A 23,439-nucleotide genomic window follows, 5' to 3' on the forward strand; every position below is an offset into this window, starting at 1 on the left:
GTATATGAAGACTTCCTGCACACTTCAAGTTCATATCGACGGGGCCTGGCGGCAGGCCGGTGCGTTGTCACTGACTGCGCCGGTCGAGCTGGGCATGGCGGCCTCGACTTACTTCAGCTATGAAGCCGTGCACGCCATCGATTACATGGGCAGGCGCGATGCTGCGGCCTTGTCGGTGAACGTGCCGGTGGGGTTGGAGAGCCTGAGCGAAGCGCGCTGGCCAGCTTGCCTGATCGATCTGCTGCCGCAAGGTTATGGCCGTGGCGAGCTGTTGCGCCAGCTGGGGCTGGATGAACGCGCCGAAGCCGGCGCCGACTGGCCGCTGCTGTGTGCGGGCGCGGGCAATCCCATCGGCAACCTGCGCGTGCAGGAAGCCTGGGAGTGGGTGCAGGCGCGCAGCGGACCGCAACTGCGCGGCTTTGCGATGGAGGACATCGCTGCACGCTCCGAAGACTTCAATGAATACCTCGCCCAGCATGGCCTGTTCCTGGCGGGCTCGTCGGGGGTACAGGGCGAGTGGCCCAAGATCCTGCTCACCCGTGCCCGCGATGGCCTGTTCTACCTCGACCACGCCTTGCCCGATGAGCAGGCCGAGCGCCATTACATCGTCAAGTTTGGACGCGGGCCCGACCCGGATCTGGCCGACATCCTGCGTCTGGAGGCACCCTACATGCAATTGGCGATGCACCTGGGCCTGAAGGTCCACGGCGCGCTGGAACTGCATGGCAAGGCCTTGTTCATCCCCCGTTTTGACCGCGAAGTGCGCGGGACCGAAGTCGTACGCCACGCCCAGGAAAGCATTGCTTCCCTGTGCGGCGTGACGGGCTTTGCGGCCATCCCGTCACACAATGTTGTCTGCGCCAGGTTGGGTGAAGTCGCCACCGATCCGCTGCCCGAGATCATCGAATACCTGAAGCGCGACATCGCCAACATCGTCCTGCGCAACAAGGACAATCACGCCCGCAATACCGCCATCCGGCGCGATGCACAGGGGCGAATCAGCCTGACGCCGCTGTTCGACTTCGCCCCGATGTGGCTGCATCCCGATGGCATTGCACGGCGCATGCGCTGGGAACGCGACGATGGTGGCTCACCGCAGTGGGCCAGCGTCATCACGCAGGCCTGCGAAGCCGCGCAGATCGAACAGGAGCCGGTCAGATCGGCCGTGCGCGAGATGGCATCGCCGCTGGCGGACCTGCTGCCATATGGCCGCAGCCTGGGTATCGAAAGCACTTTCCTCGACCCGCTGGCCGCCACCGTGGACCAGGTGCGGGCAAAGCTGGAGGCGCTCTGAATGGACAAACGCTTCAAGCCCCTGAGCGCCATCGAGCAGATGGAAGAGCGCCGCGCACTCTTCGATGAACTGGCTGCCGATCCCACGTTGCCGGTGCCGGCCGTGGTCCGCAAGATCCGCACCACCTTGCGTCTGACCATCGCCGAATATGCCAAGGTGTGCGGCGTATCGGCCCGCACCCTGCAGGACATCGAACGGGGTGAATCCAGTCCCACCCTGGCCACGGCCGACAAGCTGCTCAAGCCGGTAGGCATGTGCGTCGGTGCCGTCATGCGCAAGCGTCCATAAAAAAAGCGACCTGTCGCCAGGTCGCCTCATCGTTTCATCTCACTGCAACGTCATCAATTCTTTGCCACCGCCTGCTGCTTGCCGCTGCCCGGCTCCAGCACCACCGTGCAGGTCAGCCCCGAGGCCAGCAAGACGTTTTCCGGCACCTTGTCCAGGTGGATGCGCACCGGGATGCGCTGGGCCAGGCGTACCCAGTTGAAGGTCGGGTTGACGTCGGCCGTCAGTTCGCGGCTCTGCGGGTTGTCGCGGTCATAGATGCCGCGGGCGATGCTGTCCACGTGGCCTTCCATGGATGCGCCGTTGATCAGCTGGATCTTGGCGCGGTCGCCGATGGACAGGAGTGGCAGCTTGGTTTCTTCGAAATAGGCATAGACCCAGAAGGAATGGCTGTCGATCACCGCGATCTTGGCTGCACCGGCGGCCGCATAGTCGCCCCGGCGCACGCTCAGGTTGGTGATGTAGCCATCCACGGGCGAAAAGACCTTGGTGCGTTCCAGGTTCAGCTTGGCCGTATCGCGCTGCGACAACGCGGCCTGGTATTGCGCCTGCGCTCCCTGGAATTGGGCCTGGGCAGCTTCCAGCTGGGCTTGCGAGGCGGTGACCTGGCTGCCGGCATCTTCGCGGGCTTCGCGCGAGACCACCAGCGCATCCACGTCGGCACGGCGGCGGGCTTGCGCACGACGCATGTTCAGGTCGGCGCGGCGCGCTTCCACTTCCGCCTTGCGCACGTCCAGATCGGCCTTGCGCGCCGTGACGGCAGCCTCCGCCTGCTGCAGCGCCAGGGTGTAGCGGGCCGGGTCGATTTCCATCAGCAGGTCGCCTTTCTTGACCAGCTGGTTGTCGCGCACCGGCAAGGCCACTACCTGCCCCGAGACATCGGGGGCGATATTGACCACGTCGGCGCGCACGCGGCCGTCACGGGTCCAGGGGGAATGCATGTAGTGCTGCCACAGGCTCCAGGCCAGCAGGATGGCCAGCAGGAAGATGGCCGTGGTGATGAGAACGCGGAAGATCGATTTGACCGGCATGATGAACTACTCCTGATTGTTTCTTTATCTTTTCGTAAGGGATGAGTACGCAAGGAAGTGCGGTGCGCTAGCGATACACCGCCAGCCCCAGCAAGGACGCCAGACAGACGAACAGGCTGACCCGGAACAAGGCGGGGTGCCAGGTCAGCTCGTAGAAGCCGAAGCGCACCAGCACGCGGTCGGCCAGCATGGCCAGCACGGCGGCTACCACCGCCAGAAGCAGGACGGTCGGAATATAGGCGTCGAAGAAGGAAATCTCACGTGGCATGGCGGGCTCCCGTTGTGTTGTTCTGGCCCCCGGCGCGCATGGTGTGCAGCGGCGATTGCTCATCGAGCAGGGCGGTACGGATGAAATGCAGGTAACTCAAGGTGCGCTGCAGGCGATGGCGTTCGCTGCGTTCGCGGTAATGCGGACCGATGGCGGCCTGGACTTCGGCGATGGTGGCATCGTTGGCGGCCAGCGCCGCCGACAGGGTGGCCGCCGAGGGCTGTGCAAACAGCGCCGGAATGGCTTCACGCAGACGGTTCAGGGCGGCATAGGCAGAGGCTGGCAGCAGGTCCGGGGCCTCCGAGCGGATGCCCTGCAGCTCGTTGCGCAGTTCGATGATGGCGTGGCCCACTTCCAGCGTGGCAAACATCCAGCCCAGCGCCTTCTGACGCAGCAGGGGACGGCTGCTGGTGAACATGGTGATCTGGTGCATCAGGTCGCGGGTACCGCTCTCGAACTTCAAGGCCAGGTGCGCCAGCTTGCCGAAACAGGCATCGACCACCTGCTTGCGCAACTGCTTTTCCAGCACGCGCACGGTCCAGTCGGTGGTCGGCGGCAAGAGCAGCATGAAGGCCACGGCTGTGACGATCAGCGACACCACCAGCGCCACGGATTCGTTCAGATAACCGGCCGCATTGAAGTGTGCAAAATTGTCCGGCACCGCCAGGAAGGGGAAGAAAATGCAGATCCCCAAGCCATAACCTGCATAAGCGGGTCGGGTGGTCAGGTAGACGGCCAGCATCAGCACCGGCATCAGCGCGCTGGCCAGCATCCAGTAGCCATCCAGGCGCGGCAGGATATGGAAGGTGTACAAGTAGCCGGCTACCGCAGCAAATAGCACGCCAATGGCCACCGTGCGGGTCGCTTTGGCCGGATCGGGCGCGGCCGAGGTGATGGCACAGAAGGCGGCGGCATTGAGCACGGCCACGTCGCCGCTGGGCCAGCCGCTGACGATCCAGAACGCGGCCAGGGCCAGCATCACGATGGCGGCGCGGGCACCGGCAATCAAGGCAGTAGTCATGCTGGTCTTGGGGGCATAGGAATGCTCCCATTGCTCGCGCTCGTGGTGGCGCTGGGTCAGCGAGGCATAGGTCAGCGTGTAGGCGTGCAGTTCCTCGATGACGCGATAAAGCAGTTCGGACGCCGTATCGAAGTCCAGCATGGCGCTGTCGCTCTGGCACTGCTCGGACAGCGTATGGCGCGTGGCCCGCACGCGGCGCGGCAGTTCCCGCTTGTATGCGTCCAGCTTCAGGGCCGCATCGGCGGCGTCCAGCGCGCTCATGACCGGCTCGCCGCTGGCGCGGGTGAGCAGGGGCTGCACTTCGCGGTAGTAGGGAGAAATGGCCTCGATCACCACCCGGGCACTCGGCGCCGGGTTGGCATGCAGCCGGTTCATCAGCTGGTGCAGCGCATGCACGCGGGTCGACAAGGCCATGAACTCGCTGTTCATGCGGGAGAGGCGGCCACTGCGCAGGCGCACTTCGGGGTCCTCGAAGATGGCCGAGCTGCGCATGGCTTCCAGGCCGATGATGTCGCCCACGAAGCGGGCATTGGTGGCCTCGAGCTGCTTGCGGTCGGCGGTGCCGCCCAAGGTGGCACTGACCATGTCGACGAAGGCGGTGAAGCGGCCGCGGATGATGCGCACCAGTCCGGGGGCGCTGGCCTGCGGGAATACCAATGCGCTGACCAGGCCCACGCAGACGATGCCGACCATGATCTCGCTGACCCGCGTCATCACCGAATCGAAAGTGACGGCCGGGTGCAGGGCCGAGGGCAAGCCGATCAGCGCCACCGTATAGCCGGAGAGCACGAAGCCATAGGAACGAAAATTGCGGTTATGGGCCGAGCCCACGGTACAGAGCCCGATCCACAGTGCCGAGGCCAGCAGGAACAGTTCCGGGGTCTGGGCAAACAAGCCGACGAAGACCACCACCGCGGCTGAACCGACCAGCGTACCGATGACGCGATAGAAGCTCTTGGCCAGGATCATGCCGCTTTGCGGCTGCATGACGATGAACACGGTAATGAGGGCCGAGCGCGGTGATTCCAGATCCAGGCCGTAACCGATGCCCAGCGCCAGCAAGCCGGCGAAGACCATCTTGAAGACATAGACCCAGGTCGGCGCATCGCTGCGCCACCAATCGGTGGCAGCTTCGCGCAACTGGGCTTTGATGGAAAGGGCAGGGGTGTTCATTGTGCCGCCACCTTGGCCGGTGCTTCATCCTCGATGCCGCCGCCCAGTGCGGTCTGCAGGGCCGCGAAGGCCGCCAGGCGCTGTGCCTGCAATTGCTGCACGATCTGTTGCTGGCGCAGCCACTGGGTCTGCGCATGCAGGATGTTGAGATAGTCGGTCAGGCCGCGCTGGTAGGCGCGAGTGGCGATGTCGACGTTCTTCTGCGCCGCCTGCACCGATTCCTGCACCTGCTTCTGCTGGCGCGCCACCGACTGCAGGGTCACGACCTGGTCGGAGATGCCTTTCAGGGCTTGCGAGAGCAGGGCGTTGTAGTGTTCCACCTCGATGTCATAGCCGGCACTGGCCGCGCCCAGCTGGCCGCGCAGGCGTCCGCCTTCGAAAATGGGCAGCGAGATCGCCGGACCGTAGGTGGTTTGCAGATTGGGGGCCGAGAGGAACGAGAACAGCCCGCCACCGGCGGCAGCGGGGCCGATGCCGGCCAGCAGGTTGATGTTGGGATAGAAGGCTGCCTTGGCCACCGAAATGCCCTTGGCGGCCGCTTCCACACGCCAGCGGGCGGCGCTGATGTCAGGGCGGCGGCCGACCAGGTCGGCCGGCAGCGCACTGGGCAGGCCGAGCGAGGTCTGCAGTTGCATGGTCGGCCGCGTGATGCCGTCGGCAGCACCGGGGCCGGCACCGAGCAGCGCGGCCAGCTGATTGCGGATCAGGCCAATGTTTTCCTGCAGGGCTTCCATCTGGCGGCGGGTTTCCGGCAGCGGGGATTCGGCCTGGGTGATTTCCAGCTGGGTACCGAGGCCGCCCTTGAAGCGACGCTGGGCCAGGTCGAGGATCTTCTGTTCCTCCTTGAGCATGGCCTCGGTGTTGTCCAGCAGACCGTACTGCAGCGCCAGTTGCACGTAGGTGCGCACCACATTGCCTTCCAGCTCGAGCTGGGCGGCACGGGCGTCGGCGGCCACGGCATGCATTTCATCCTCGGCACGCAGGGTGGCGTTCTTGTTGCGGTCCCACAGGTCGACGTTGTAGGACAGACCCAGGGTCGCGGTGTTGTTCCACGTCAGCTTGTCGCGGAAGGCCGCGCCGTAATAGACGTTGTCGGACCAATCCTTGCGGCCGACCGACACGTCCAGCTGGGCACTGGGCAATTCACCGGCATGGGCGACGACGGCCATCGACTGCGCCTGGCGCACGCGGGCAGCTGCCACGGCCATGCTGGGGTTGCCGGCGACGGCCCGGGTCACCAGCTGGTTCAGTTGCGCATCGCCATAGGCTTGCCACCAGGCACGCTGCGGCCAGCCGGCTTCGCTGGCAGCCTGGCGGATGGCCTGGCCGGCGTCCAGCACGGCGACGTCGCGCAGCTGGGCCTGCGGCTGAATGCCGCCCTGGTCGGCACAACCGGCGATTGTCAGCGAAAGCGCAATGACGGTCAGCGCGGGTAGCTTGGAAAAGGCGATACGTGTCATGGAATTACCCAAAAAAATGCAAATATCAGAAGTTGTGTATTCTATTTTGTAATTATTTTCGAAAAAATCCGCTATTTCGCAATTGTTTATATCAGTTGCAGCAACAATGATTGCTCAATTCTGGGTAACAATGCTGTCATGGCGCAGTGTGTCCGCAGCGGCAAGTTCGGCCAGACGGACGCCTGCGCTCAGTACAGTGATAGGAAAACGATGGATACCCTGCAAAACATGCGCGTCTTCGCGCGCGTGGTCGAGGCTGGCAGCTTTACTCAGGCGGCCCAGCAGATGAGTCTGACCACCGCCCATGTTTCGCGCGCCGTGGCCGATCTGGAGCGGCATCTGCGCACCCGCCTGTTGAACCGTACCACGCGCCGCATTGCCCTGACTGAAGCGGGCGAGCGATATTTGCTGCGTTGCCAGCAGATCATGGCCTATGTGGACGAAGCCGAGGCGGAGGCCAGCGCGGCCTACGTGAAACCCTCCGGCCGGCTGCGCATTCACGCCATGACCAGCCTGGGCCAGCGCTACGTGATCCCGTCGATCTCGGGCTATCACAAGCGCTATCCGGAGGTGGCGGTGGAGCTGACGCTGGCGCAGCGCATCCCCGACATGCTGGAAGAGGGCTACGACGTCTCCCTGGTGGTGGCGCGCGAGCTGCCCGATTCCGGCCTGATCTACCGGCAGCTGGGCAGTACCTTCAGCATCCTTTGTGCCGCGCCCGCCTATCTGGATAAATACGGACTGCCGCAGCATCCCGGCGATCTCCTGAACCACGCCTGCCTGCAACTGGTGAGCCCCATTTCTCCGCTGATCGAATGGGCGCTGGAAGGGCCGGAAGGCCAGACCGTGATCCCCGTCAGGAGCAATTTCCAGGTCAACGTGGCCGAAGCCATGCTCACCGCCGTACGCGAAGGGATGGGCATTGGCGTGCTGCCCATTTATGCGGCGGTGGACGCGTTGCGCGCTGGCACCATCGTGCGGGTGCTGCCGCAGCACCGGCTGCAGAACATGGGGGTGTATGCGCTGTATCCTTCACGTCAGTACCTGGATGCCAAGATCAGCACCTGGGTCGACTGGATGCACGAAACGGTAGACAAGACCTTGCAGGAAGATCATCAGGCGCTGGAGCGCCTGGGCAGTCTGCGCGAGGAAATGCAGGGCCTGGCCGCACGCGGTGGTACGCTGGCCTGATCAATCGAGGGGAATGCGATGGCATGGCTGGCGGTCGGGATGGGAGCAGCACTGGGCGCTTGGTTGCGCTGGCGCATCTCCGTGGTATGGAACGTGGACGGGCACTTCGTGCCGCTGGGCACGCTGGCGGCCAACTGGATCGGGGCCGGCGTGATCGGCTTTCTGGTCGCCTATTTCGAGCAGCATCCGGCATTGGCACCGGAATGGCGGCTGTTCGCCGTGACCGGCGTGCTGGGCGGGTTGACCACTTTTTCGACCTTCTCGGCCGAATCCATGATCCTGCTGCAGCGGGGCGATTACCTGTGGGCCATCGGACACTCGGGCCTGCATCTGCTGGGCTCTGTCGTGCTTTGCGTTGCCGGGTTTGCAAGCTATCGCGCTTTGGCTGGATGACTACTTTGAGCGACATGATGCAGATCAAAACAGACGGCACGATCATTGCTTGAAAATCGCAGGCGCTGGCCCAACTTTCATCTCATTGAAAAATTGGAGCGAACCATGCGTCTCGACAAACTCACCACCAAATTGCAGGAAGCGCTGGCCGATGCGCAATCCCAGGCAGTCGGCCACGACAATCAATATATCGAACCCGTTCACCTCATCCTGGCACTGCTGAACCAGGATGACGGCGGCGCGCGCTCGCTGCTGCAGCGCGCCGGCGTGAATGTGAACGGTCTTTCCACTGCCTTGCAGGCCGCCGTCAAGCGCCTGCCGCAGGTCTCCGGCAACGGCGGCGAGGTGCAGGTCGGCCGCGAGCTGGTAGCCCTGCTGAACCTGGCCGACAAGGAAGCGCAAAAGCACGGCGACCAGTTCGTCGCCAGCGAAATGGTGCTGCTGGGCCTGGCGGACGACAAGTCCGACGCCGGCCGTGCCGCCCGTGAAAACGGCCTCACCCGCAAGTCGCTGGAAGCGGCCATCAAGGCGGTGCGCGGCGGCGCTTCCGTGTCTTCGCAGCAGGACGAAGGCCAGCGTGAAGCCCTCAAAAAGTACACCCTGGACCTGACCGAGCGTGCCCGCGCCGGCAAGCTCGATCCTGTCATCGGCCGCGACGATGAAATCCGCCGCGCCATCCAGGTGCTGCAACGGCGCAGCAAGAACAATCCGGTGCTCATCGGCGAACCCGGTGTGGGCAAGACCGCCATCGTCGAAGGCCTGGCCCAGCGCATCGTCAATGGTGAAGTGCCGGACAGCCTCAAGTCCAAGCGCGTGCTGTCGCTGGACATGGCCGCATTGCTGGCCGGTGCCAAGTACCGCGGCGAATTCGAGGAACGCCTGAAGGCCGTCCTGAAGGAAATCGCCCAGGACGAAGGCCAGACCATCGTCTTCATCGATGAGCTGCACACCATGGTCGGTGCCGGCAAGGCCGAAGGGGCCATGGATGCCGGCAACATGCTCAAGCCGGCGCTGGCCCGCGGCGAGCTGCACTGCGTGGGCGCCACCACCTTGGACGAATATCGCCAGTACATCGAGAAGGATGCCGCTCTGGAGCGCCGTTTCCAGAAGATCCTGGTGGATGAGCCCAGCGTGGAAGCCACCATCGCCATCCTGCGCGGTCTGCAGGAAAAGTATGAAGTGCACCACGGCGTGGACATCACCGACCCGGCCATCGTGGCGGCTGCCGAGCTGTCGCATCGCTACATCACCGATCGCTTCCTGCCGGACAAGGCCATCGACCTGATCGACGAAGCCGCTTCCAAGATCAAGATCGAGATCGACTCCAAGCCGGAAGTCATGGACAAGCTCGACCGTCGTCTGATCCAGCTGAAGATCGAGCGCGAAGCCGTCAAACGGGAGAAGGATGAAGCCTCGCAGAAGCGCCTGCAGCTGATCGAGGAAGAAATCGAGAAGCTGGAGCGCGAATACGCCGATCTGGAAGAAATCTGGAAGGCCGAGAAGTCGACGGCGCAGGGCGGCCAGCAGTTGAAGGAAGAAATCGAGAAGGTGCGCCTGCAGATGGAAGAGGCCACCCGCAAGAGCGACTGGCAGAAGGTCTCCGAGCTCAAGTACGGCAAGCTGGCCGAGCTGGAGGCCGCGCTGGAAGTGCAGAACAAGAAGGATGCAGCGGGCGTCAAGGCCGAGAAGCCCAAGCTGGTCCGCACCCAGGTCGGTGCCGAGGAAATCGCCGAGATCGTGGCGCGCGCCACCGGCATCCCGGTCTCGCGCATGATGCAAGGCGAGCGTGAGAAATTGCTGCACATGGAAGACGTGCTGCATGAACGTGTGGTCGGCCAGGATGAAGCCATCGTGGCCGTGTCCGACGCCATCCGCCGTTCGCGTGCCGGTTTGGGCGATCCCAGCAAGCCGTATGGTTCGTTCATGTTCCTGGGCCCGACCGGCGTGGGCAAGACCGAGCTGTGCAAGGCGCTGGCCTCGTATCTCTTCGATACCGAAGAAGCCATGATCCGCATCGACATGAGTGAATTCATGGAGAAGCACTCCGTGGCCCGCCTGATCGGCGCGCCGCCGGGCTATGTCGGCTACGAAGAGGGGGGCTATCTGACCGAAGCCGTGCGCCGCAAGCCCTACAGCGTGATCCTGCTGGATGAAATCGAGAAGGCGCATCCGGATGTCTTCAACGTCCTGCTGCAGGTACTCGACGATGGCCGCATGACCGATGGCCAGGGCCGTACCGTGGACTTCAAGAACACCGTGATCGTGATGACTTCCAACCTGGGTTCGCACAAGATCCAGAGCATGGAAGACAGCGATCCGGCCTTGGTGAAGCTGGCGGTGATGGCTGAGGTGCGCACGCACTTCCGCCCGGAATTCATCAACCGGGTGGACGAGATCGTGGTCTTCCACGCGCTGGACGCCAAGAACATCGGTGCCATCGCCAAGATCCAGCTGCGCATCTTGGAACAGCGCCTGGCCAAGCTGGAGATCGGCTTGCAGATCAGCGAGGCTGGTTTGCAGAAGATCGCCGAGGCCGGCTTCGATCCGGTCTACGGGGCGCGTCCGCTCAAGCGTGCCATCCAGCAGGAGATCGAAAACCCGCTGTCCAAGCAGATCCTGGCGGGCAAGTTCGGTCCCAAGGACGTGGTCCACGTGGAGGTGCAGAACGGCCAGCTGGCCTTCAGCAAGGGCTGATGGCCCCTGGTCTGCCCGGTCTCGCGGCCGGTCAGACCAGCTTCCTCATGAAAGTGAAGGTCCTGGTATTCAGGACTGACAAGCGGCGGGACATGTGTTCATGTCCCGCCGTTTTTTCATGAATTTGCGCCAGCAAAAGCGCAAGCAGGGCGCCCTGGCTTGCACAGGTGTCCGTAAAAGTTGTAATACATTTACAATAATTGGCGAAATGGCACTTCTCCGCGCCCAGTGCGGCTCTTGGCGAGGTTGACGGGCGTGCTTTATTACGCCGCATCGCAAAAAAACCCTCCCCAAGCGAGGGGGAATGTGATATTTACTTCACTACAAGGGGGACGCGCCTGAACAGACAAGACCGGTGCGCCATCGATAAAAGGAGCAAGCCAGCGCGGCAACGGCCGGGCGGGTTTGCGATACCTGGCAGCAAGGAATTCATGGTCATATCCGTCATTTGGGGTCACGTCAGCAGCAGGGGCGTATGGGGGCGATTCTGAAGCAATCGTCCTTGCAGCGGCTGTTCATCTTGCCGTTCATCTTTTTGATGGTCTGCCTGATGCTGACCATCGGCTGGTTCCTGTACCGGGCGGGCGACGATGCCACCGAGGTGCTGGCGCGCAATGCCCTGACCGAAGTGATGGGCCGCGTCAGCCAGGCCATCACGCGCCAGACCATGGGGGCCCGCGAAACCCTCAACGTCATCGCGCCGCCGCCGGTGCCGCCGGCCGAGGTCGGGCAAGCCCCGGCTGCGCTGCCTTTCCCCAAAAGCCGCAAGGAGCTGGAAGACCGGCTATGGCTGGCCAATTCGCTCTTCGATGAGCCCAGCTACGTCTATTTCGGCGGTGCCGATGGCAGTTTCCTGGGAATCAAGCAGGAGCAGCCGCAGGTCTTCATGTACAGCGTGCGCGAGCCGGGACAGAAGAATTTCGTCTACTACCTGCGCGGTCCCGGGACCGAGATGAAACTGACCGCCGTACAGGACTACGAGCCGCGCAAGCGGCCCTGGTACCTGCAGGCCGTGCAGCAGGGCCGCGAGACCTGGTCACCGGTCTATGTCGACTACCGCAACAAGGCCATCGTCGGCATCAACCTGTCCAAGCCGATCTTCGCCGAGGATGGCAGCCTGCTCGGTGTGGCCAACAGCAGCATCGGATTGCAGCAGCTGACCGATCTGCTGCGCCAGGTGCCTCTGAGCGCCCAGGGCGTGGCCTTCGTCACGGAGATGAAGGGGGACATGGTCGCCACCTCCCTCGATGAACCCATCTACCAGGCCGGCGAGAACGGTGGCGAACCGCTGCGGCTCAATGCCGGACAGAGCAAGTCTCCGCTGGTGCGGCAGGCTTTCGCGGAAGTGCAGCGCTATCTGGGCACGCACCCGCCCGAGCCGGACAAGCTGATCCTGCTGGGATCGCGCAGCGAAGGCAGCAAGATCGAGGTGGCCTTTCGCCTCTACCGTGATCCCGCCGGACTGGCCTGGCTGTCCATCAGCGCGGCACCGCGCTCGGACTTCCTGGGGTCGGTCACCAGCGGCGTCTACCAGACGCTGACGCTGGGCCTGATGGCGGTCTGCCTGACCTTCGTGATCGGTTTCCTGCTGCTGCGCTGGGTGCTGCGCGATATCCGCAAGCTGACGCTGGCGGCCAAGAGTATCGGCAACGGCAGCCCGTTCCCGGCCCTCAACATCGACCGCAATGACGAAATCGGCCAGCTCGCGCAAAGCTTCGTGGAGATGGAGCGCAACCTGCGCACCGACCGGCTCACCAATGTCCTCAATCGCGATTCGCTGATCGCGCAGATCGATTTCCGCCGCCGCAACAGTTCGCAGGCCGTGCCGCTGCACTTTGCCTTGCTCTTCATCGATCTCGACCGGTTCAAGGCAGTCAATGATGAATACGGCCATGACGAGGGCGACAAGGTCCTCATTGCCATCGCCGAGCGCCTGCAGCACAGCCTGCGCCATGATGATTCGGTGGCGCGCTTCGGCGGCGACGAATTCGTGGTCTACCTGCATGGCGTGACCGAGATGGACGTGGCCCGCAGCATCGCCGACAAGATCCGGCACGCCGTCAACAAGCCCATCGCAGGGCGGGATGGCCAGGACTATACGGTCGATGCGTCGGTCGGCGTGTCGCTCTATCCGGACGACGGGCTGGATGTCGAAACCTTGCTGCGGGTCGCCGATTCACGTATGTTCGACCAGAAGCGCCTGCATCGCATCTTGTCAGTGTGATTTGCCTTCAGGTGCGCCCTGACCCACCATCGAACGCCCGGAGAACCCCATGACTCTTGCCAGCTTTGCCACCTGTGACCTGTGTGACGCCAACGAAGACAAGCTGAGCGCCGGCACGCTGCACGTGCTGCCGCCCATCTTTGCCTCTTTTGGCCGCAAGCAGGTCTTCGCCGGTCCGGCGCGTACGCTCAAGGTCTTCGAGGACAACGTGCTGGTGCGCAAGGCCCTGGAAACCCCGGGCAATGGCGACGTACTGGTGGTCGATGGCGGCGGCAGCCTGCGTTGCGCCCTGGTCGGCGGCAATCTGGCACAGCTGGCGCAGGACAATGGCTGGGCCGGCATCCTGGTCAATGGCTGCGTGCGCGATGCGGCTGAACTCAATGCCTGCGAGGTCGGCATCCGGGCGCTCGCTACCCATCCGCAGCGCAGCTTCCGCAAGGGGGCAGGGGATGCCGACATCAAGGTCGGCATTGCCGGCGTGGCGGTGCACCCGGGCGACTGGATCTATGCCGATGTGGATGGGGTGCTGGTGTCGCGTACCCGGCTTTGAGCGTTTTCCTTCACCTTCAGTTGCAAGCTTTCAAGCCCGCCGCGTGCGGGCGTTTGTTTGAGCCCGCCAAGCCGCTCAGTCGGGGGTTTTGCGCAGTACCCGGTCGATGGCCTCGGTCTGGCTGACAATTTCCTTCAAATCCTGATTCAGCAGGCTGGTCCGGCGGCGCAGGTTGTCCCAGCCGGACCAGGCGCTGGCCTCGGCCGGTACCGGCTCCGGCGTGACCGGGCCGATCAGTTCGATCTTGCCGGACAGGGCCTTGTCCTCGGCTGCTTCGGGCGACACCACTACCGCACCGCCACGCTTTCTTGGCTTGGGGGCCAGCAGGCGCTGGGCTTCGGCCAGGTGCTGGCTGGCTTCCAGATAGGTCTCCTCGATCAGCCTGGCCACTGCGCTTTGGGGCATGTTTTCCTGATGCCGCCGCAGCATCAGGCGCAGGGCAGCAATGTGGGCCGCCACCAGATAGTTCTGCACGATGAAGCGGTTCAGCTCGCGCACCGCGCGCTGCTTGGTGGCCGGTTCATCCATCATCCGTACCAGCGCCGAGATGAGCGCGGCCAGGCTGTCCATGAAGCCCTTGCGGCAAACCCGGTAGAAGAAATCATCCTTGACCTTGCCCTCCAGCAGATCGCGGCTGGCCGTCAGATAGCGCTGGCTGGACTTGAGCACGTTGCGCAGCAGTTTGGGCAGGTCGCGGTACTCCCAGGCTGGCAGCACGTAGCTGAAGACGGTGGCGATGACCACGCCGATGAGGGTATCGATGAGCCGCTCGCCGATCACGCCCTGGTGACCGGCCGGTACCAGCAGGTTGAGCAGCATCAGGATCTGCACCGAGGCCGCAATGGCCGTGTAGCGGTACTTGATGTAGGTGAAGGCAGGGGCCGCCACGCTGGCGGCGAACAGCACCGCCAACTGGCCCAGCGGGTTGTGCACGAAGCGCAGGATCAGCATGGTGATCAGGCAGCCGATGACGGTGCCGATCAGGCGGTCCGCCATGCGCTGCTTGGTGGCGCTGAAATTGGGCTTGAGGATGATGACGATGGTCAGCACGATCCAGTAGCCGTGCGCCATGTAGGGCAGCAGCCCGGCAATCCACAGGCCGGTGGTCACGGCCAGCGCCACCCGGATGGCGAAGCGGAAGATCGGCGACTGCCAGCGCAGGTTCACCAGCAGCATGTTGAACTTGAATTTCTGCTGGGTCAGGAAGGGCGTCATATCCGAACCCGGCAAAATGGGCAGCGGATCGACCGGGTTCTGCGTGGCCTGGTGGACCTGGCCGATGAATTCGATGATGTCGCGGATCTTGTTGTAGGTCACGCGCAGCAGCGTGAGCGCTTCCTGCGAGGCCTGGCGCGGACCGGGCTGGGCCAGTTCCTGCATCTCGAACTGCACCGCGCGCAGCTCGGCCTTGTAGTTCACACTGGGTTCGGAGGCCTTCTTGCGGGTAATCGCATAGGCGATCGATTCGATGTCCTGCGCCGCCTTGGTGGCCAAGTCGCGCAGGAAGATCATCACGTCGGACTCGCCGAAATGCTGGCGCAGGAGGGCATAGTCGGCGTGGGTGGAGAGCACCTGTTCATACAGTTCCAGCATCGACAGGTGCACCTGCACCAGCAGGCCATCCTGCTTGGTATGCAGGTCGCGCAGGATCAGGTCGCGCGAGGCCTGCTGCTTGTCGGCCACCACGATCTGCTGGCGCACCAGCTGGTTGAACTGGCTGGCCAGGTCATGCTTGACGTCATAGAAGTCGGCCTTGATGCGCAGGTAGCGTGCCAGCTCGAACAGCGCCTCGGCCAGCACCTGCTGCTTGATGCGGCGGCGCAGGAACCACGATACCACCATCGAATAAGCCAGATAGCCCAGCCCGCCGCCCAGGAACAGGCCCGCATGCAGGAAGGCGTCGGCAATGGGGACCTGGTTCTCCATCGACAGGGTCATCACCATGAGCGCAGCGAACTGCAGCGGCATGGTCTTCTTGCCGTAGACCACCATCATGCTGGCGAAGAAGCTCACCACCACCATCATCGCGCTGACCAGCCACGGCACCGGCGCACAGAGGCTGATGACCAGCATCACCACCGTACAGAGCAGCACCCCGGCCAGCATCTCGTTGAACTTGTGGCGCAGCGGGCTGGGCAGGTCCATCAGGCTGGTACAGAGTGCACCCAGGAAGACCGTCATCGTGGTCGGCATGTCGGCGACGTTGAACACCAGCAGGGTCAGGCCGACTACCCCGATCGCGATCCGCACACCTGTATAGAAATAATGACTGAAGAGGAAGGTGCGAATGTCCAGGGCGTAATGCATGTAGACAGGGGCGGCGTTGCATCACCGCTTTGGAATGAGTTAGGCGCTTATTCTCTGCCTTCTTTTGCAATTAGACAACCCGAGCGCCTTGGGTCGTGGAAGACAGTTTGACGAGTCGATAGATGAAGGAAAAAACGGATCTTCGGACGCCAGTGCGGCCTGGATCGGTCAAAAACGTCATCAACGATCGCGGTGATATGAACGATGAGCGTGCAAGAGGTTTCATTTCCGTGCTTTTTTTACGATACGAAATCGTCATTTCGTATGGTGAAAAGTACGAGTGCGCTGCATCAAAATTCCTTTTCATTCTCCGGATTTTCGTTTCGTATCGCAAAATAGAGCGCGTAAGTACATGATTATATTGGTATAAAAATTTTACAGATATCTTATATAAGACATTGTTGCTCCGCTCCGCCAGGCCTACTATGAAGTCATGGAATCAACGATTTCATCCGGTTTCAAGCCACTTCATATTGACCAACAAGGAGATCCACATGAGCACACGTGAACAGCAAATCCAGGCCCTGGAACGCGACTGGGCAGAGAACCCCCGCTGGAAGGGCATCAAGCGCAACTACAGCGCCGCCGACGTGGTCCGCCTGCGCGGCTCGCTGCAAATCGAGCACACCCTGGCCAAGCGTGGTGCAGACAAGCTCTGGAACCTGGTCCACAACGAACCCTTCGTCAATGCCCTGGGCGCGCTGACCGGCAACCAGGCCATGCAGCAGGTGAAGGCCGGCCTGAAGGCGATCTACCTGTCCGGCTGGCAAGTTGCCGGCGACGCCAACCTGGCCGGTGAAATGTATCCCGACCAGTCGCTGTACCCGGCCAACTCGGTGCCGATGGTGGTCAAGCGCATCAACAACACCTTCGCCCGTGCCGACCAGATCCAGTGGTCCGAAGGCCGTGACGACATCGACTTCTTCGCGCCCATCGTGGCCGATGCCGAAGCCGGTTTCGGTGGCGTCCTGAATGCCTTCGAACTGATGAAGTCGATGATTGAAGCCGGTGCGGCCGGCGTTCACTTCGAAGACCAGCTGGCCTCGGTCAAGAAGTGCGGCCACATGGGTGGCAAGGTGCTGGTGCCGACCCGCGAAGCCTGTGAAAAGCTCAACGCCGCTCGCCTGGCTGCCGACGTCATGGGCACCAAGACCTTGGTGATCGCCCGTACCGATGCCGAAGCCGCCGACCTGCTGACCTCCGACGTGGATGCCAACGACAAGCCCTTCCTGTCGGGTGAGCGCACCGTGGAAGGCTTCTTCAAGACCCATCCGGGCATCGACCAGGCGATCTCGCGTGGCCTGGCCTATGCCGAGTATGCGGACATGGTCTGGTGCGAAACCGGCAAGCCCGACCTGGCCTTTGCCAAGACCTTCGCCGAAGCCATCCACGCCAAGTTCCCGGGCAAGCTGCTGGCCTACAACTGCTCGCCGTCCTTCAACTGGAAGAAGAACCTGGACGACGCCACCATCGCCAAGTTCCAGCGTGAACTGGGTGCCATGGGCTACAAGTTCCAGTTCATCACGCTGGCTGGCTTCCATGCGCTGAACTACTCGATGTTCAACCTGGCGCACGGCTATGCCCGCAACCAGATGTCGGCCTTCGTGGAACTGCAGGAAGCCGAATTCGCCGCCGCCTCCAAGGGCTTCACGGCGGTCAAGCACCAGCGCGAAGTCGGCACCGGCTACTTCGACGCCGTGACCCAGGCCATCCAGCAAGGCCAGTCGTCGACCACGGCCCTGCACGGTTCGACCGAAGATGAACAATTCTTCGACGACAAGGCCAAGAAGGCCGCCTGAGCCAGGACGATGCCGAAGTTTGAGTGAATGTGTGTGATGTAACGCCGGCCCGCATCCTTGCGCGGGCCGGCGGGGAGATCCCCGAACTTGATGCCGCACTCCACAAGAGTGCGGTTTTTTTTCGACCGTCTCCCGGAAATCAGGCGGCCAGGATCAGGGACGATGCAGGCGGCCGTCGCGCAGTTCGAACACGGTCTGCCCCAGCGCTTCCACATCGGCCGGGTCATGGGTAATGAGCAGCATCGGTACCTGCAGGCGGCTTTGCAGCTCGGCCAGCTCGCTGCGCATGCGCTGGCGCAGCGACAGGTCCAGTGCGGAGAAGGGTTCATCCAGCAAGAGCATGTCGGGCTCTGCCACCAGCGCGCGCGCCAGCGCCACCCGCTGCCGCTGGCCGCCGGAAATCTGCGCCGGACGGCTGTGGGCGATGGCCTCCAGTTCAAAGGCCTGCAGCCACTGGCGCACGGCTGGATGCTCGGCGGGGCGGCGCAGGTTGATGCTGCCGCGTGCCAGACCGAAGGCGATGTTCTGCGCCACCGTCAGATGCGGGAAGAGGGCGTAATCCTGGAACAGGTAGGCGACGTTGCGCTCCTGCACCCGCACATCAATGCCTTGCGCACTGTCGAAGAGCGTGCGGCCCTGGATGCGGATGTGGCCGCTGTCAGGGCGCATCAAACCGGCGATGGCCTTGAGGGTGAGGCTCTTGCCCGAACCCGAAGGGCCGTAGAGCACGATGCGCTGGCTGTCGGAGGCCAGGGTGATGTCGAGCGAAAAAACGCGATCGGCAGCGCGCAGCTCTTTCTGAAGGTGAAGGTCGACGCTCACGTGATCGTTCAGGGGTCAGAGGGCAGGAGGGGAAAGTGAAGCAATCTTACCGGAGCGGCAGCTGCACGCGGTCCGGCATCAGGCGCCCGGCCACCATCAACAGCACGATGCAGGTGATCGAGGTCACCACGACCAGGAAGGTAGCGGCCCCATCGTCCCCCGCCTGCACGGCTTCGTAGATGGCCACCGACAGGGTTTGCGTGCGTCCCGGCAGGTTGCCGGCGACCATCAGGGTGGCACCGAATTCCCCGAGGGCGCGGGCGAAGGCCAGAAGCACACCCGCCATGATCCCGCGCGTGGCCAGGGGCAGGCTGACCCGGAAGAACACCCCGGCTTCGGATACGCCCAGCACGCGGGCGGCATCTTCCAGTTGATGATCCACGCTCTCGAAGGCCGCCCGCGCCGCCTTGAGCACCAGCGGAAAGGCCACCACGGTGGAGGCCAGCACCGCCCCCTGCCAGGTGAAGACCAACTGGATGCCCAGGCTCTCCAGCCAGGCCCCGAAGGGTCCGCGCCGGCCGAACAGCACCAGCAGGTAATAGCCCAGCACGGTCGGCGGCAGCACCAGCGGCAGGGTCAGGATCGAATCGATGAAATCCCGCAGCGGCGAGCGCCAGCGCGAAAGCCCCCAGGCGGCGGCCACGCCCAGCACCAGGTTGAGCAGGGTCGCCAGTCCCGCGACCTTGAGCGAGAGCAGAAGGGGAGTCCAGACCGGATGCATCAGGCGTGCCGTGTCAAGCGATCAGGGCTTCTGGAAGCCATAGCGCGCCAGCACCGCCTGCCCGCTGGCCGACAGTACGTGCGCCACGAACTGCGCGGCCAGTGCCGGCTGCCGGGTACCGGCAGTCACCGCGATGGGATAGGTGGCCGGGGTGGTGGAGGGGATGCGCAGGGCAACCTTGACCTTCTCCGGCATGACCGCCGCATCGGTGGCAAAGACGAAGCCGGCATCGACTTCGCCGCGTGCCACGTAATCCAGGCTGGTGCGCACGTTCTCGGCCATCACGCCCTTGGCCTGTACTTGCGCCCACAGTCCGGCCTGCTCCAGTGCGGCCTTGGTGTAGCGGCCAAAGGGGACTGAGGCAGGATTGCCCAGGGCGATGCGCTGGTAGCCCGCGCCGGTGAGGTCCGCCAGCGTCGCCGGTTGCACTCTGGCGTCATGCGGCACGATCACCACGATCTGGTTGGCGGCGAAATTCTTGCGGGTAGAGGAATCGACGGCTTTTTCGGCGGCGGCTTTATCCATGGCGGTCTGGTCAGCCGAGGCGAAGACATCGGCGGGGGCACCGCGCACGATCTGTTGCATGAGGATGTCAGAGGCGCCGAAGTTGGTAATGACCTTCACACCCGGATGCTGCTGTTCGAAGCTTTGGGCCAGTTCCTTGAAGGCATTGGTGAGGCTGGCGGCGGCCGACACCACCAGGTCGGTGGCCTGCGCGCTGGTAGTGGCCAATAGCAGCGTAGCGGCACAAGCCGCACCCAGAGCGGCTTTCAGGCGGGCGGTCTTTAGCATCGTGCAGTCCTTGGTCGTGATAAATGAAGAAAAAGGCAAAAAAGCGCAAGCGCGGCAGGTCGGCGAAATATACGCAAGGATATAACGAGCGTCAATTGCATGCAGTCGCCTGGCCGCAGCGGACTGCCCACTAGTACAATCACGCGCATGAATGATTCCAAGACCCTACGAGTGCGCGTGATGCAAGGCGAGACCATCGCCTTCGGCCCGGGGAAGGCCGACCTGCTGCAGGCGATTGCACGGACCGGATCGATTTCCGGGGCGGCGCGCGAGATGGAGATGTCCTATCGCCGTGCCTGGCTGCTGGTGGAGGAGATGAACCGCTGCTTCGCCACCCCGCTGGTGGCGACCGCCACGGGCGGCGCACGCGGGGGCGGTGCGGCCGTCACTGAGCTGGGGCAGGAAGTGCTGGCGCGCTATCGACGCATGCAGAAAAAGGCGGCGGCCAGTATTGCCGCCGATCTCAGGCATCTGCAGGGCTTGATGAGCGCCGTCCAGCCGGAGGGCGAAGACGACCATGCATGAGCTGTGGATCAAGTACCGGCTGCGCGTCCTCAATGCCTGCCGCGTTTCCGAAAATCATTCGATGCTGCTGTGGGGCGCGCTGGCCGGCTTCGTCGGGGCGCTGGCCACGATCGCTTTCCGTGAATGCATCGCGCTGCTGCAGATCTGGCTGACCGGGCATGATGGCAGCTTCGTCGATATCGCCAAGGGGCTGTCCTGGCCGGTGCGGGTGCTGCTGCCGACCTGCGGCGGCGTGATTGCCGGCCTGTTCCTGGTATGGGCCAAGCGCACCCCGGCCGGCAATGGCGGCGATTACATGGAAGCGGTAGCCATCGGTGATGGTGCCATTCCGGTGCGCAATACACTCTTGCGCAGCATCTCTTCGCTGGCCTCGATTGCCTCGGGTGGCTCCATCGGCCGCGAGGGGCCGATGGTGCAGCTCTCGGCTCTGTGCGCCTCGCTGGTGGGAAAGTTTTCACACTTTCCTTCATCTCGCCTGCGGCTGCTGGTGGCCTGCGGGGCCGCAGCCGGCATTACCTCGGCCTATAACGCGCCGATTGCGGGCGCTTTCTTCATTACCGAGATTGTCCTCGGTTCGCTGGTGATGGAGAGCTTCGGCCCGGTGGTGGTGGCCTCGGTGGTGGCCAACATCACCATGCGCGAGCTGCCCGGCTATCGTGCCGCCTACGAGATGCCGTATTTCCCCGAGATCGGCGGCTGGGAAGTACTGCTGTTCCTGGTGCTGGGTGTGCTGGCCGGGATCCTGGCACCGCAGTTCCTGCGAGTGCTGGAACTGGGCAAGCAGGGTTTCGGCAAGCTCAAGTTGCCGCTGCCGGTGCGCCTGGGTGTGGGCGGGCTGCTGGTCGGGCTGATCTCCATCGAAGTGCCCGAGGTCTGGGGCAATGGCTACAGCCTGGTCAATTCGCTGCTGCATACCACCTGGCTGTGGCAGGCGGTGCTGATGGTGCTGGTCATCAAGGTGCTGGCCACCGCCATCACCGTCGGGTCGGGTGCGGTGGGCGGTATCTTCACGCCAACGCTGTTCGTCGGCGCGGCGGTGGGTTACCTGTTCGGCGATACCGCGCAGGCCTTGCTGCCGTTCCACATGTCGCAGCCCTTCGCCTACGCCATGGTGGGCATGGGGGCCTTCCTGGCGGCTGCGTCCTATGCGCCGCTGATGGCGATCCTGATGATTTTCGAGATGACCTTGAGCTATCAGGTGGTGCTGCCGCTGATGCTGTCCTGCGTGGTGGCCTATGTGGTGGCGCGCAGCACGGACGGGCGTTCCATGTACGAGATCACCCTCAAACGCCATCGCGACAACGAAGAGCGGCTGCGCTTGCGCGGCACCCACATGAGCGACCTGATCCGCCCGGCCGACACGGTGCTAAGCGAGACAGCCAGCCTGGAAGAGGTCAGCGCGCTGTTCCTCAAATACCCGGTCAAGTACGTCTACATCGTCGATGCCCATGAGCGCTACCTGGGCGTGGTGGCCTTGCAGGACATCACCTCCTGGCTGCTGGACAAGAAGGAACCTGCAGGCCGGGTCGCGCGGGACTTCCTGCGGCCGCACTTCCTGCATGAAGTCACGCCCGACATGTCCCTGGGCGAGGCGCTGCAGCTGTTCCTCGATCACCAGGGGGAGCGCCTGCCCGTCATCGCCAGCGCGGAAGACCCGCGCCTGTTGGGGGTGGTTTTCAAGACCTCGCTGCTGGATGCCTATTTCCGCCTGGATCGCGCCGGAAACTGAGGGCAGGGAAGGCGGGAGGCTCGCTTGTCGCCGCCGCTGGCGCCGCCGTTGTTTGTAACAATGGCGGGGCTGTCCGACAACTGCTCACTTATCCTTGATAAAATGCGAAACGTTCCACCTCAACGGTGGTCGTGGCGCAGAACTCGTTCGAGCCGATGCGTCACCCGATTTCAACCCCCATCCTAGAAGTGAATTTTCCATGCTGAGTTATCGCCACGCTTTCCACGCCGGCAACCACGCCGATGTCCTGAAGCACATGGTGATCATCCAGTTGATGCGCTATCTCGGGCAGAAAGACCCTGCCTACATGGTCATCGACACCCATGCCGGCGCAGGCGTCTATGCGCTGGATGGAGATTACGCCAGCAAGAACGCCGAATATGAAACCGGCATCGCCAAGCTGTGGGACCGCAAGGACCTGCCGGCGATGGTGAAGGAATACGTCGATCTGGTCAGGTCGCTCAATCCCAGCGGCAAGATGCGTTACTACCCCGGCTCTCCCTACTGCGCCGAAAAGACCATGCGCGAGCAGGATCGCCTGCGTCTGTTCGAAATGCACCCCAGCGAAGTGAAGGTGCTGGAAGACAATTTCCGCAAGCTCGAGGCCCACGCCGCCGCCCAGGGCCAGCGCCCGGCTGCACGCGGCAAGCGGGTGATGGTGTACCGGGGCGATGGTTTCCAGGGACTGAAGGCCTTGCTGCCGCCGCCGTCGCGCCGCGGCCTGGTGCTGATCGATCCGCCCTATGAAGACAAGCGCGATTACACCCACGTGGCCCAGGTGCTGGCCGATGCGCTCACGCGTTTCCCGACCGGCACGTATGCGGTGTGGTATCCGGTCCTGCAGCGCAACGAATCGCGCCAGCTGCCTGAACGACTCAAGCGCCTGGGGGCCAAGAGCTGGCTCAACGTCACGCTGGCCATCCATGGCCCGGCGCCCGATGGTTTTGGTCTGCACAACAGCGGCATGTTCATCCTCAATCCGCCCTGGACGCTGGAAGCCCAGTTGAAGGAAGTCATGCCCTACCTGATCGAGGTGCTGGGTGTGGATGACACCGCGGAGTACGTGCTCGAATCCGGCGAAAACTGAATCGCGTGAATGCGGGTTTGTGAATATTCGTGAGTTTTTTCGTTTGGAATAGTCGTGATGTCGCTGAAACAAT

Annotated in this window: 19 protein-coding genes; 11 read left to right on the plus strand and 8 right to left on the minus strand. The window is 63.3% G+C overall.

What is annotated here, in order from left to right; translation table 11 throughout:
* Window positions 1-4: 4 nt before the first annotated feature.
* A complete protein-coding gene (locus E2K99_RS10990; RefSeq protein ID WP_134222227.1) occupies window positions 5-1,294 on the plus strand; it encodes a type II toxin-antitoxin system HipA family toxin in 1,290 nt (429 codons plus the stop codon).
* Window positions 1,295-1,582 carry a helix-turn-helix domain-containing protein gene (locus E2K99_RS10995; protein ID WP_008328257.1) on the plus strand — a complete coding sequence of 96 codons (288 nt, stop codon included), beginning with the start codon at window positions 1,295-1,297 and terminating at the stop codon, window positions 1,580-1,582.
* Window positions 1,583-1,635: 53 nt separating this feature from the next.
* On the opposite strand, the gene E2K99_RS11000 is transcribed toward E2K99_RS10995, so the two are convergent.
* The 4 genes from E2K99_RS11000 to E2K99_RS11015 all read right to left on the minus strand — a co-directional run bounded on the left by E2K99_RS11000 (window position 1,636) and on the right by E2K99_RS11015 (window position 6,532).
* Window positions 1,636-2,610, minus strand: coding sequence for an HlyD family secretion protein (locus E2K99_RS11000; RefSeq protein WP_134222228.1), 975 nt, complete (start codon window positions 2,608-2,610; stop codon window positions 1,636-1,638).
* 67 nt (window positions 2,611-2,677) lie between these two features.
* Window positions 2,678-2,878 (minus strand): DUF1656 domain-containing protein, encoded by a 201-nt coding sequence (locus tag E2K99_RS11005; protein WP_039788384.1) that lies wholly within the window; start codon window positions 2,876-2,878, stop codon window positions 2,678-2,680.
* The gene (locus E2K99_RS11010; protein WP_134222229.1) at window positions 2,868-5,072 is read right to left on the minus strand and encodes an FUSC family protein; all 2,205 of its coding nucleotides are present in this window, start codon (window positions 5,070-5,072) and stop codon (window positions 2,868-2,870) included. Before E2K99_RS11010 ends, E2K99_RS11005 begins: the two co-directional genes overlap by 11 nt.
* Window positions 5,069-6,532, minus strand: coding sequence for an efflux transporter outer membrane subunit (locus E2K99_RS11015; RefSeq protein WP_134222230.1), 1,464 nt, complete (start codon window positions 6,530-6,532; stop codon window positions 5,069-5,071). The genes E2K99_RS11010 and E2K99_RS11015 overlap by 4 nt, the downstream gene beginning before the upstream one ends.
* 210 nt (window positions 6,533-6,742) lie before the next feature.
* Here E2K99_RS11015 and E2K99_RS11020 point away from each other — a divergent pair, with 210 nt between their 5' ends.
* The 5 genes from E2K99_RS11020 to rraA all read left to right on the plus strand — a co-directional run bounded on the left by E2K99_RS11020 (window position 6,743) and on the right by rraA (window position 13,584).
* Window positions 6,743-7,723 (plus strand): LysR family transcriptional regulator, encoded by a 981-nt coding sequence (locus E2K99_RS11020; protein WP_034330008.1) that lies wholly within the window; start codon window positions 6,743-6,745, stop codon window positions 7,721-7,723.
* An 18-nt stretch (window positions 7,724-7,741) separates the two neighbouring features.
* On the plus strand, window positions 7,742-8,116 hold the full coding sequence (gene crcB / locus E2K99_RS11025) for a fluoride efflux transporter CrcB (RefSeq protein ID WP_039788378.1): 375 nt from the start codon (window positions 7,742-7,744) through the stop codon (window positions 8,114-8,116).
* Between the two features lie 105 nt (window positions 8,117-8,221).
* Entirely contained in the window at window positions 8,222-10,810 is a 2,589-nt protein-coding gene (clpB, locus tag E2K99_RS11030; protein WP_121039845.1) for an ATP-dependent chaperone ClpB, read from the plus strand.
* 475 nt (window positions 10,811-11,285) lie between these two features.
* Window positions 11,286-13,034, plus strand: a complete 1,749-nt coding sequence (locus tag E2K99_RS11035; RefSeq protein WP_134222231.1) for a diguanylate cyclase — start codon at window positions 11,286-11,288, stop codon at window positions 13,032-13,034.
* Between the two features lie 49 nt (window positions 13,035-13,083).
* Complete coding sequence (gene rraA, locus E2K99_RS11040; protein ID WP_134222232.1) at window positions 13,084-13,584, plus strand: ribonuclease E activity regulator RraA; 501 nt, start codon at window positions 13,084-13,086, stop codon at window positions 13,582-13,584.
* Between the two features lie 75 nt (window positions 13,585-13,659).
* Here rraA and E2K99_RS11045 read toward each other — a convergent pair whose 3' ends face one another.
* Window positions 13,660-15,891, minus strand: a complete 2,232-nt coding sequence (locus E2K99_RS11045) for an FUSC family membrane protein (RefSeq protein WP_134222233.1) — start codon at window positions 15,889-15,891, stop codon at window positions 13,660-13,662.
* A 494-nt stretch (window positions 15,892-16,385) separates the two neighbouring features.
* Between E2K99_RS11045 and aceA the strand changes: the two genes are divergently transcribed.
* Window positions 16,386-17,690 carry an isocitrate lyase gene (gene aceA, locus E2K99_RS11050; RefSeq protein WP_034333643.1) on the plus strand — a complete coding sequence of 435 codons (1,305 nt, stop codon included), beginning with the start codon at window positions 16,386-16,388 and terminating at the stop codon, window positions 17,688-17,690.
* A 153-nt stretch (window positions 17,691-17,843) separates the two neighbouring features.
* Here the strand turns inward: aceA and E2K99_RS11055 are convergent, their stop codons facing one another.
* From E2K99_RS11055 to modA, 3 genes are read right to left on the minus strand one after another with little or no spacing between them, the layout of a single operon-like run.
* Window positions 17,844-18,512: a sulfate/molybdate ABC transporter ATP-binding protein gene (locus E2K99_RS11055; protein ID WP_134222234.1), complete on the minus strand. Its 669-nt coding sequence runs from the start codon at window positions 18,510-18,512 to the stop codon at window positions 17,844-17,846.
* Window positions 18,513-18,558: 46 nt separating this feature from the next.
* Window positions 18,559-19,233, minus strand: coding sequence for a molybdate ABC transporter permease subunit (gene modB, locus E2K99_RS11060; RefSeq protein ID WP_134222235.1), 675 nt, complete (start codon window positions 19,231-19,233; stop codon window positions 18,559-18,561).
* 21 nt (window positions 19,234-19,254) lie between these two features.
* Window positions 19,255-20,025, minus strand: coding sequence for a molybdate ABC transporter substrate-binding protein (gene modA, locus E2K99_RS11065; RefSeq protein ID WP_134222236.1), 771 nt, complete (start codon window positions 20,023-20,025; stop codon window positions 19,255-19,257).
* A gap of 147 nt (window positions 20,026-20,172) precedes the next feature.
* Here modA and E2K99_RS11070 point away from each other — a divergent pair, with 147 nt between their 5' ends.
* From E2K99_RS11070 to E2K99_RS11080, 3 genes are all read left to right on the plus strand, one after another.
* On the plus strand, window positions 20,173-20,550 hold the full coding sequence (locus E2K99_RS11070) for a winged helix-turn-helix domain-containing protein (RefSeq protein WP_134222237.1): 378 nt from the start codon (window positions 20,173-20,175) through the stop codon (window positions 20,548-20,550).
* Window positions 20,543-22,279 carry a ClcB-like voltage-gated chloride channel protein gene (locus E2K99_RS11075; protein ID WP_134222238.1) on the plus strand — a complete coding sequence of 579 codons (1,737 nt, stop codon included), beginning with the start codon at window positions 20,543-20,545 and terminating at the stop codon, window positions 22,277-22,279. The genes E2K99_RS11070 and E2K99_RS11075 overlap by 8 nt, the downstream gene beginning before the upstream one ends.
* A gap of 199 nt (window positions 22,280-22,478) precedes the next feature.
* Window positions 22,479-23,366 (plus strand): 23S rRNA (adenine(2030)-N(6))-methyltransferase RlmJ, encoded by an 888-nt coding sequence (locus E2K99_RS11080; protein WP_121039868.1) that lies wholly within the window; start codon window positions 22,479-22,481, stop codon window positions 23,364-23,366.
* The last annotated feature ends 73 nt before the right edge of the window (window positions 23,367-23,439 follow it).

The organism is Herbaspirillum huttiense, from assembly GCF_004367745.1.
GTDB lineage: Bacteria > Pseudomonadota > Gammaproteobacteria > Burkholderiales > Burkholderiaceae_D > Herbaspirillum > Herbaspirillum huttiense.

Excerpts from the sequence above, each read along its gene's own strand:
- modB (WP_134222235.1), bottom strand. The coding sequence starts at position 19,233 with ATGCATCCGGTCTGGACTCCCCTTCTGCTCTCGCTCAAGGTCGCGGGA.
- crcB (WP_039788378.1), top strand. The coding sequence starts at position 7,742 with ATGGCATGGCTGGCGGTCGGGATGGGAGCAGCACTGGGCGCTTGGTTG.
- E2K99_RS11075 (WP_134222238.1), top strand. The coding sequence starts at position 20,543 with ATGCATGAGCTGTGGATCAAGTACCGGCTGCGCGTCCTCAATGCCTGC.
- E2K99_RS10990 (WP_134222227.1), top strand. The coding sequence starts at position 5 with ATGAAGACTTCCTGCACACTTCAAGTTCATATCGACGGGGCCTGGCGG.
- E2K99_RS11045 (WP_134222233.1), bottom strand. The coding sequence starts at position 15,891 with ATGCATTACGCCCTGGACATTCGCACCTTCCTCTTCAGTCATTATTTC.
- E2K99_RS11035 (WP_134222231.1), top strand. The coding sequence starts at position 11,286 with ATGGGGGCGATTCTGAAGCAATCGTCCTTGCAGCGGCTGTTCATCTTG.
- modA (WP_134222236.1), bottom strand. The coding sequence starts at position 20,025 with ATGCTAAAGACCGCCCGCCTGAAAGCCGCTCTGGGTGCGGCTTGTGCC.
- E2K99_RS11010 (WP_134222229.1), bottom strand. The coding sequence starts at position 5,072 with ATGAACACCCCTGCCCTTTCCATCAAAGCCCAGTTGCGCGAAGCTGCC.
- E2K99_RS11000 (WP_134222228.1), bottom strand. The coding sequence starts at position 2,610 with ATGCCGGTCAAATCGATCTTCCGCGTTCTCATCACCACGGCCATCTTC.
- E2K99_RS11080 (WP_121039868.1), top strand. The coding sequence starts at position 22,479 with ATGCTGAGTTATCGCCACGCTTTCCACGCCGGCAACCACGCCGATGTC.
- clpB (WP_121039845.1), top strand. The coding sequence starts at position 8,222 with ATGCGTCTCGACAAACTCACCACCAAATTGCAGGAAGCGCTGGCCGAT.
- E2K99_RS11015 (WP_134222230.1), bottom strand. The coding sequence starts at position 6,532 with ATGACACGTATCGCCTTTTCCAAGCTACCCGCGCTGACCGTCATTGCG.
- rraA (WP_134222232.1), top strand. The coding sequence starts at position 13,084 with ATGACTCTTGCCAGCTTTGCCACCTGTGACCTGTGTGACGCCAACGAA.
- aceA (WP_034333643.1), top strand. The coding sequence starts at position 16,386 with ATGAGCACACGTGAACAGCAAATCCAGGCCCTGGAACGCGACTGGGCA.
- E2K99_RS11020 (WP_034330008.1), top strand. The coding sequence starts at position 6,743 with ATGGATACCCTGCAAAACATGCGCGTCTTCGCGCGCGTGGTCGAGGCT.
- E2K99_RS10995 (WP_008328257.1), top strand. The coding sequence starts at position 1,295 with ATGGACAAACGCTTCAAGCCCCTGAGCGCCATCGAGCAGATGGAAGAG.
- E2K99_RS11070 (WP_134222237.1), top strand. The coding sequence starts at position 20,173 with ATGAATGATTCCAAGACCCTACGAGTGCGCGTGATGCAAGGCGAGACC.
- E2K99_RS11005 (WP_039788384.1), bottom strand. The coding sequence starts at position 2,878 with ATGCCACGTGAGATTTCCTTCTTCGACGCCTATATTCCGACCGTCCTG.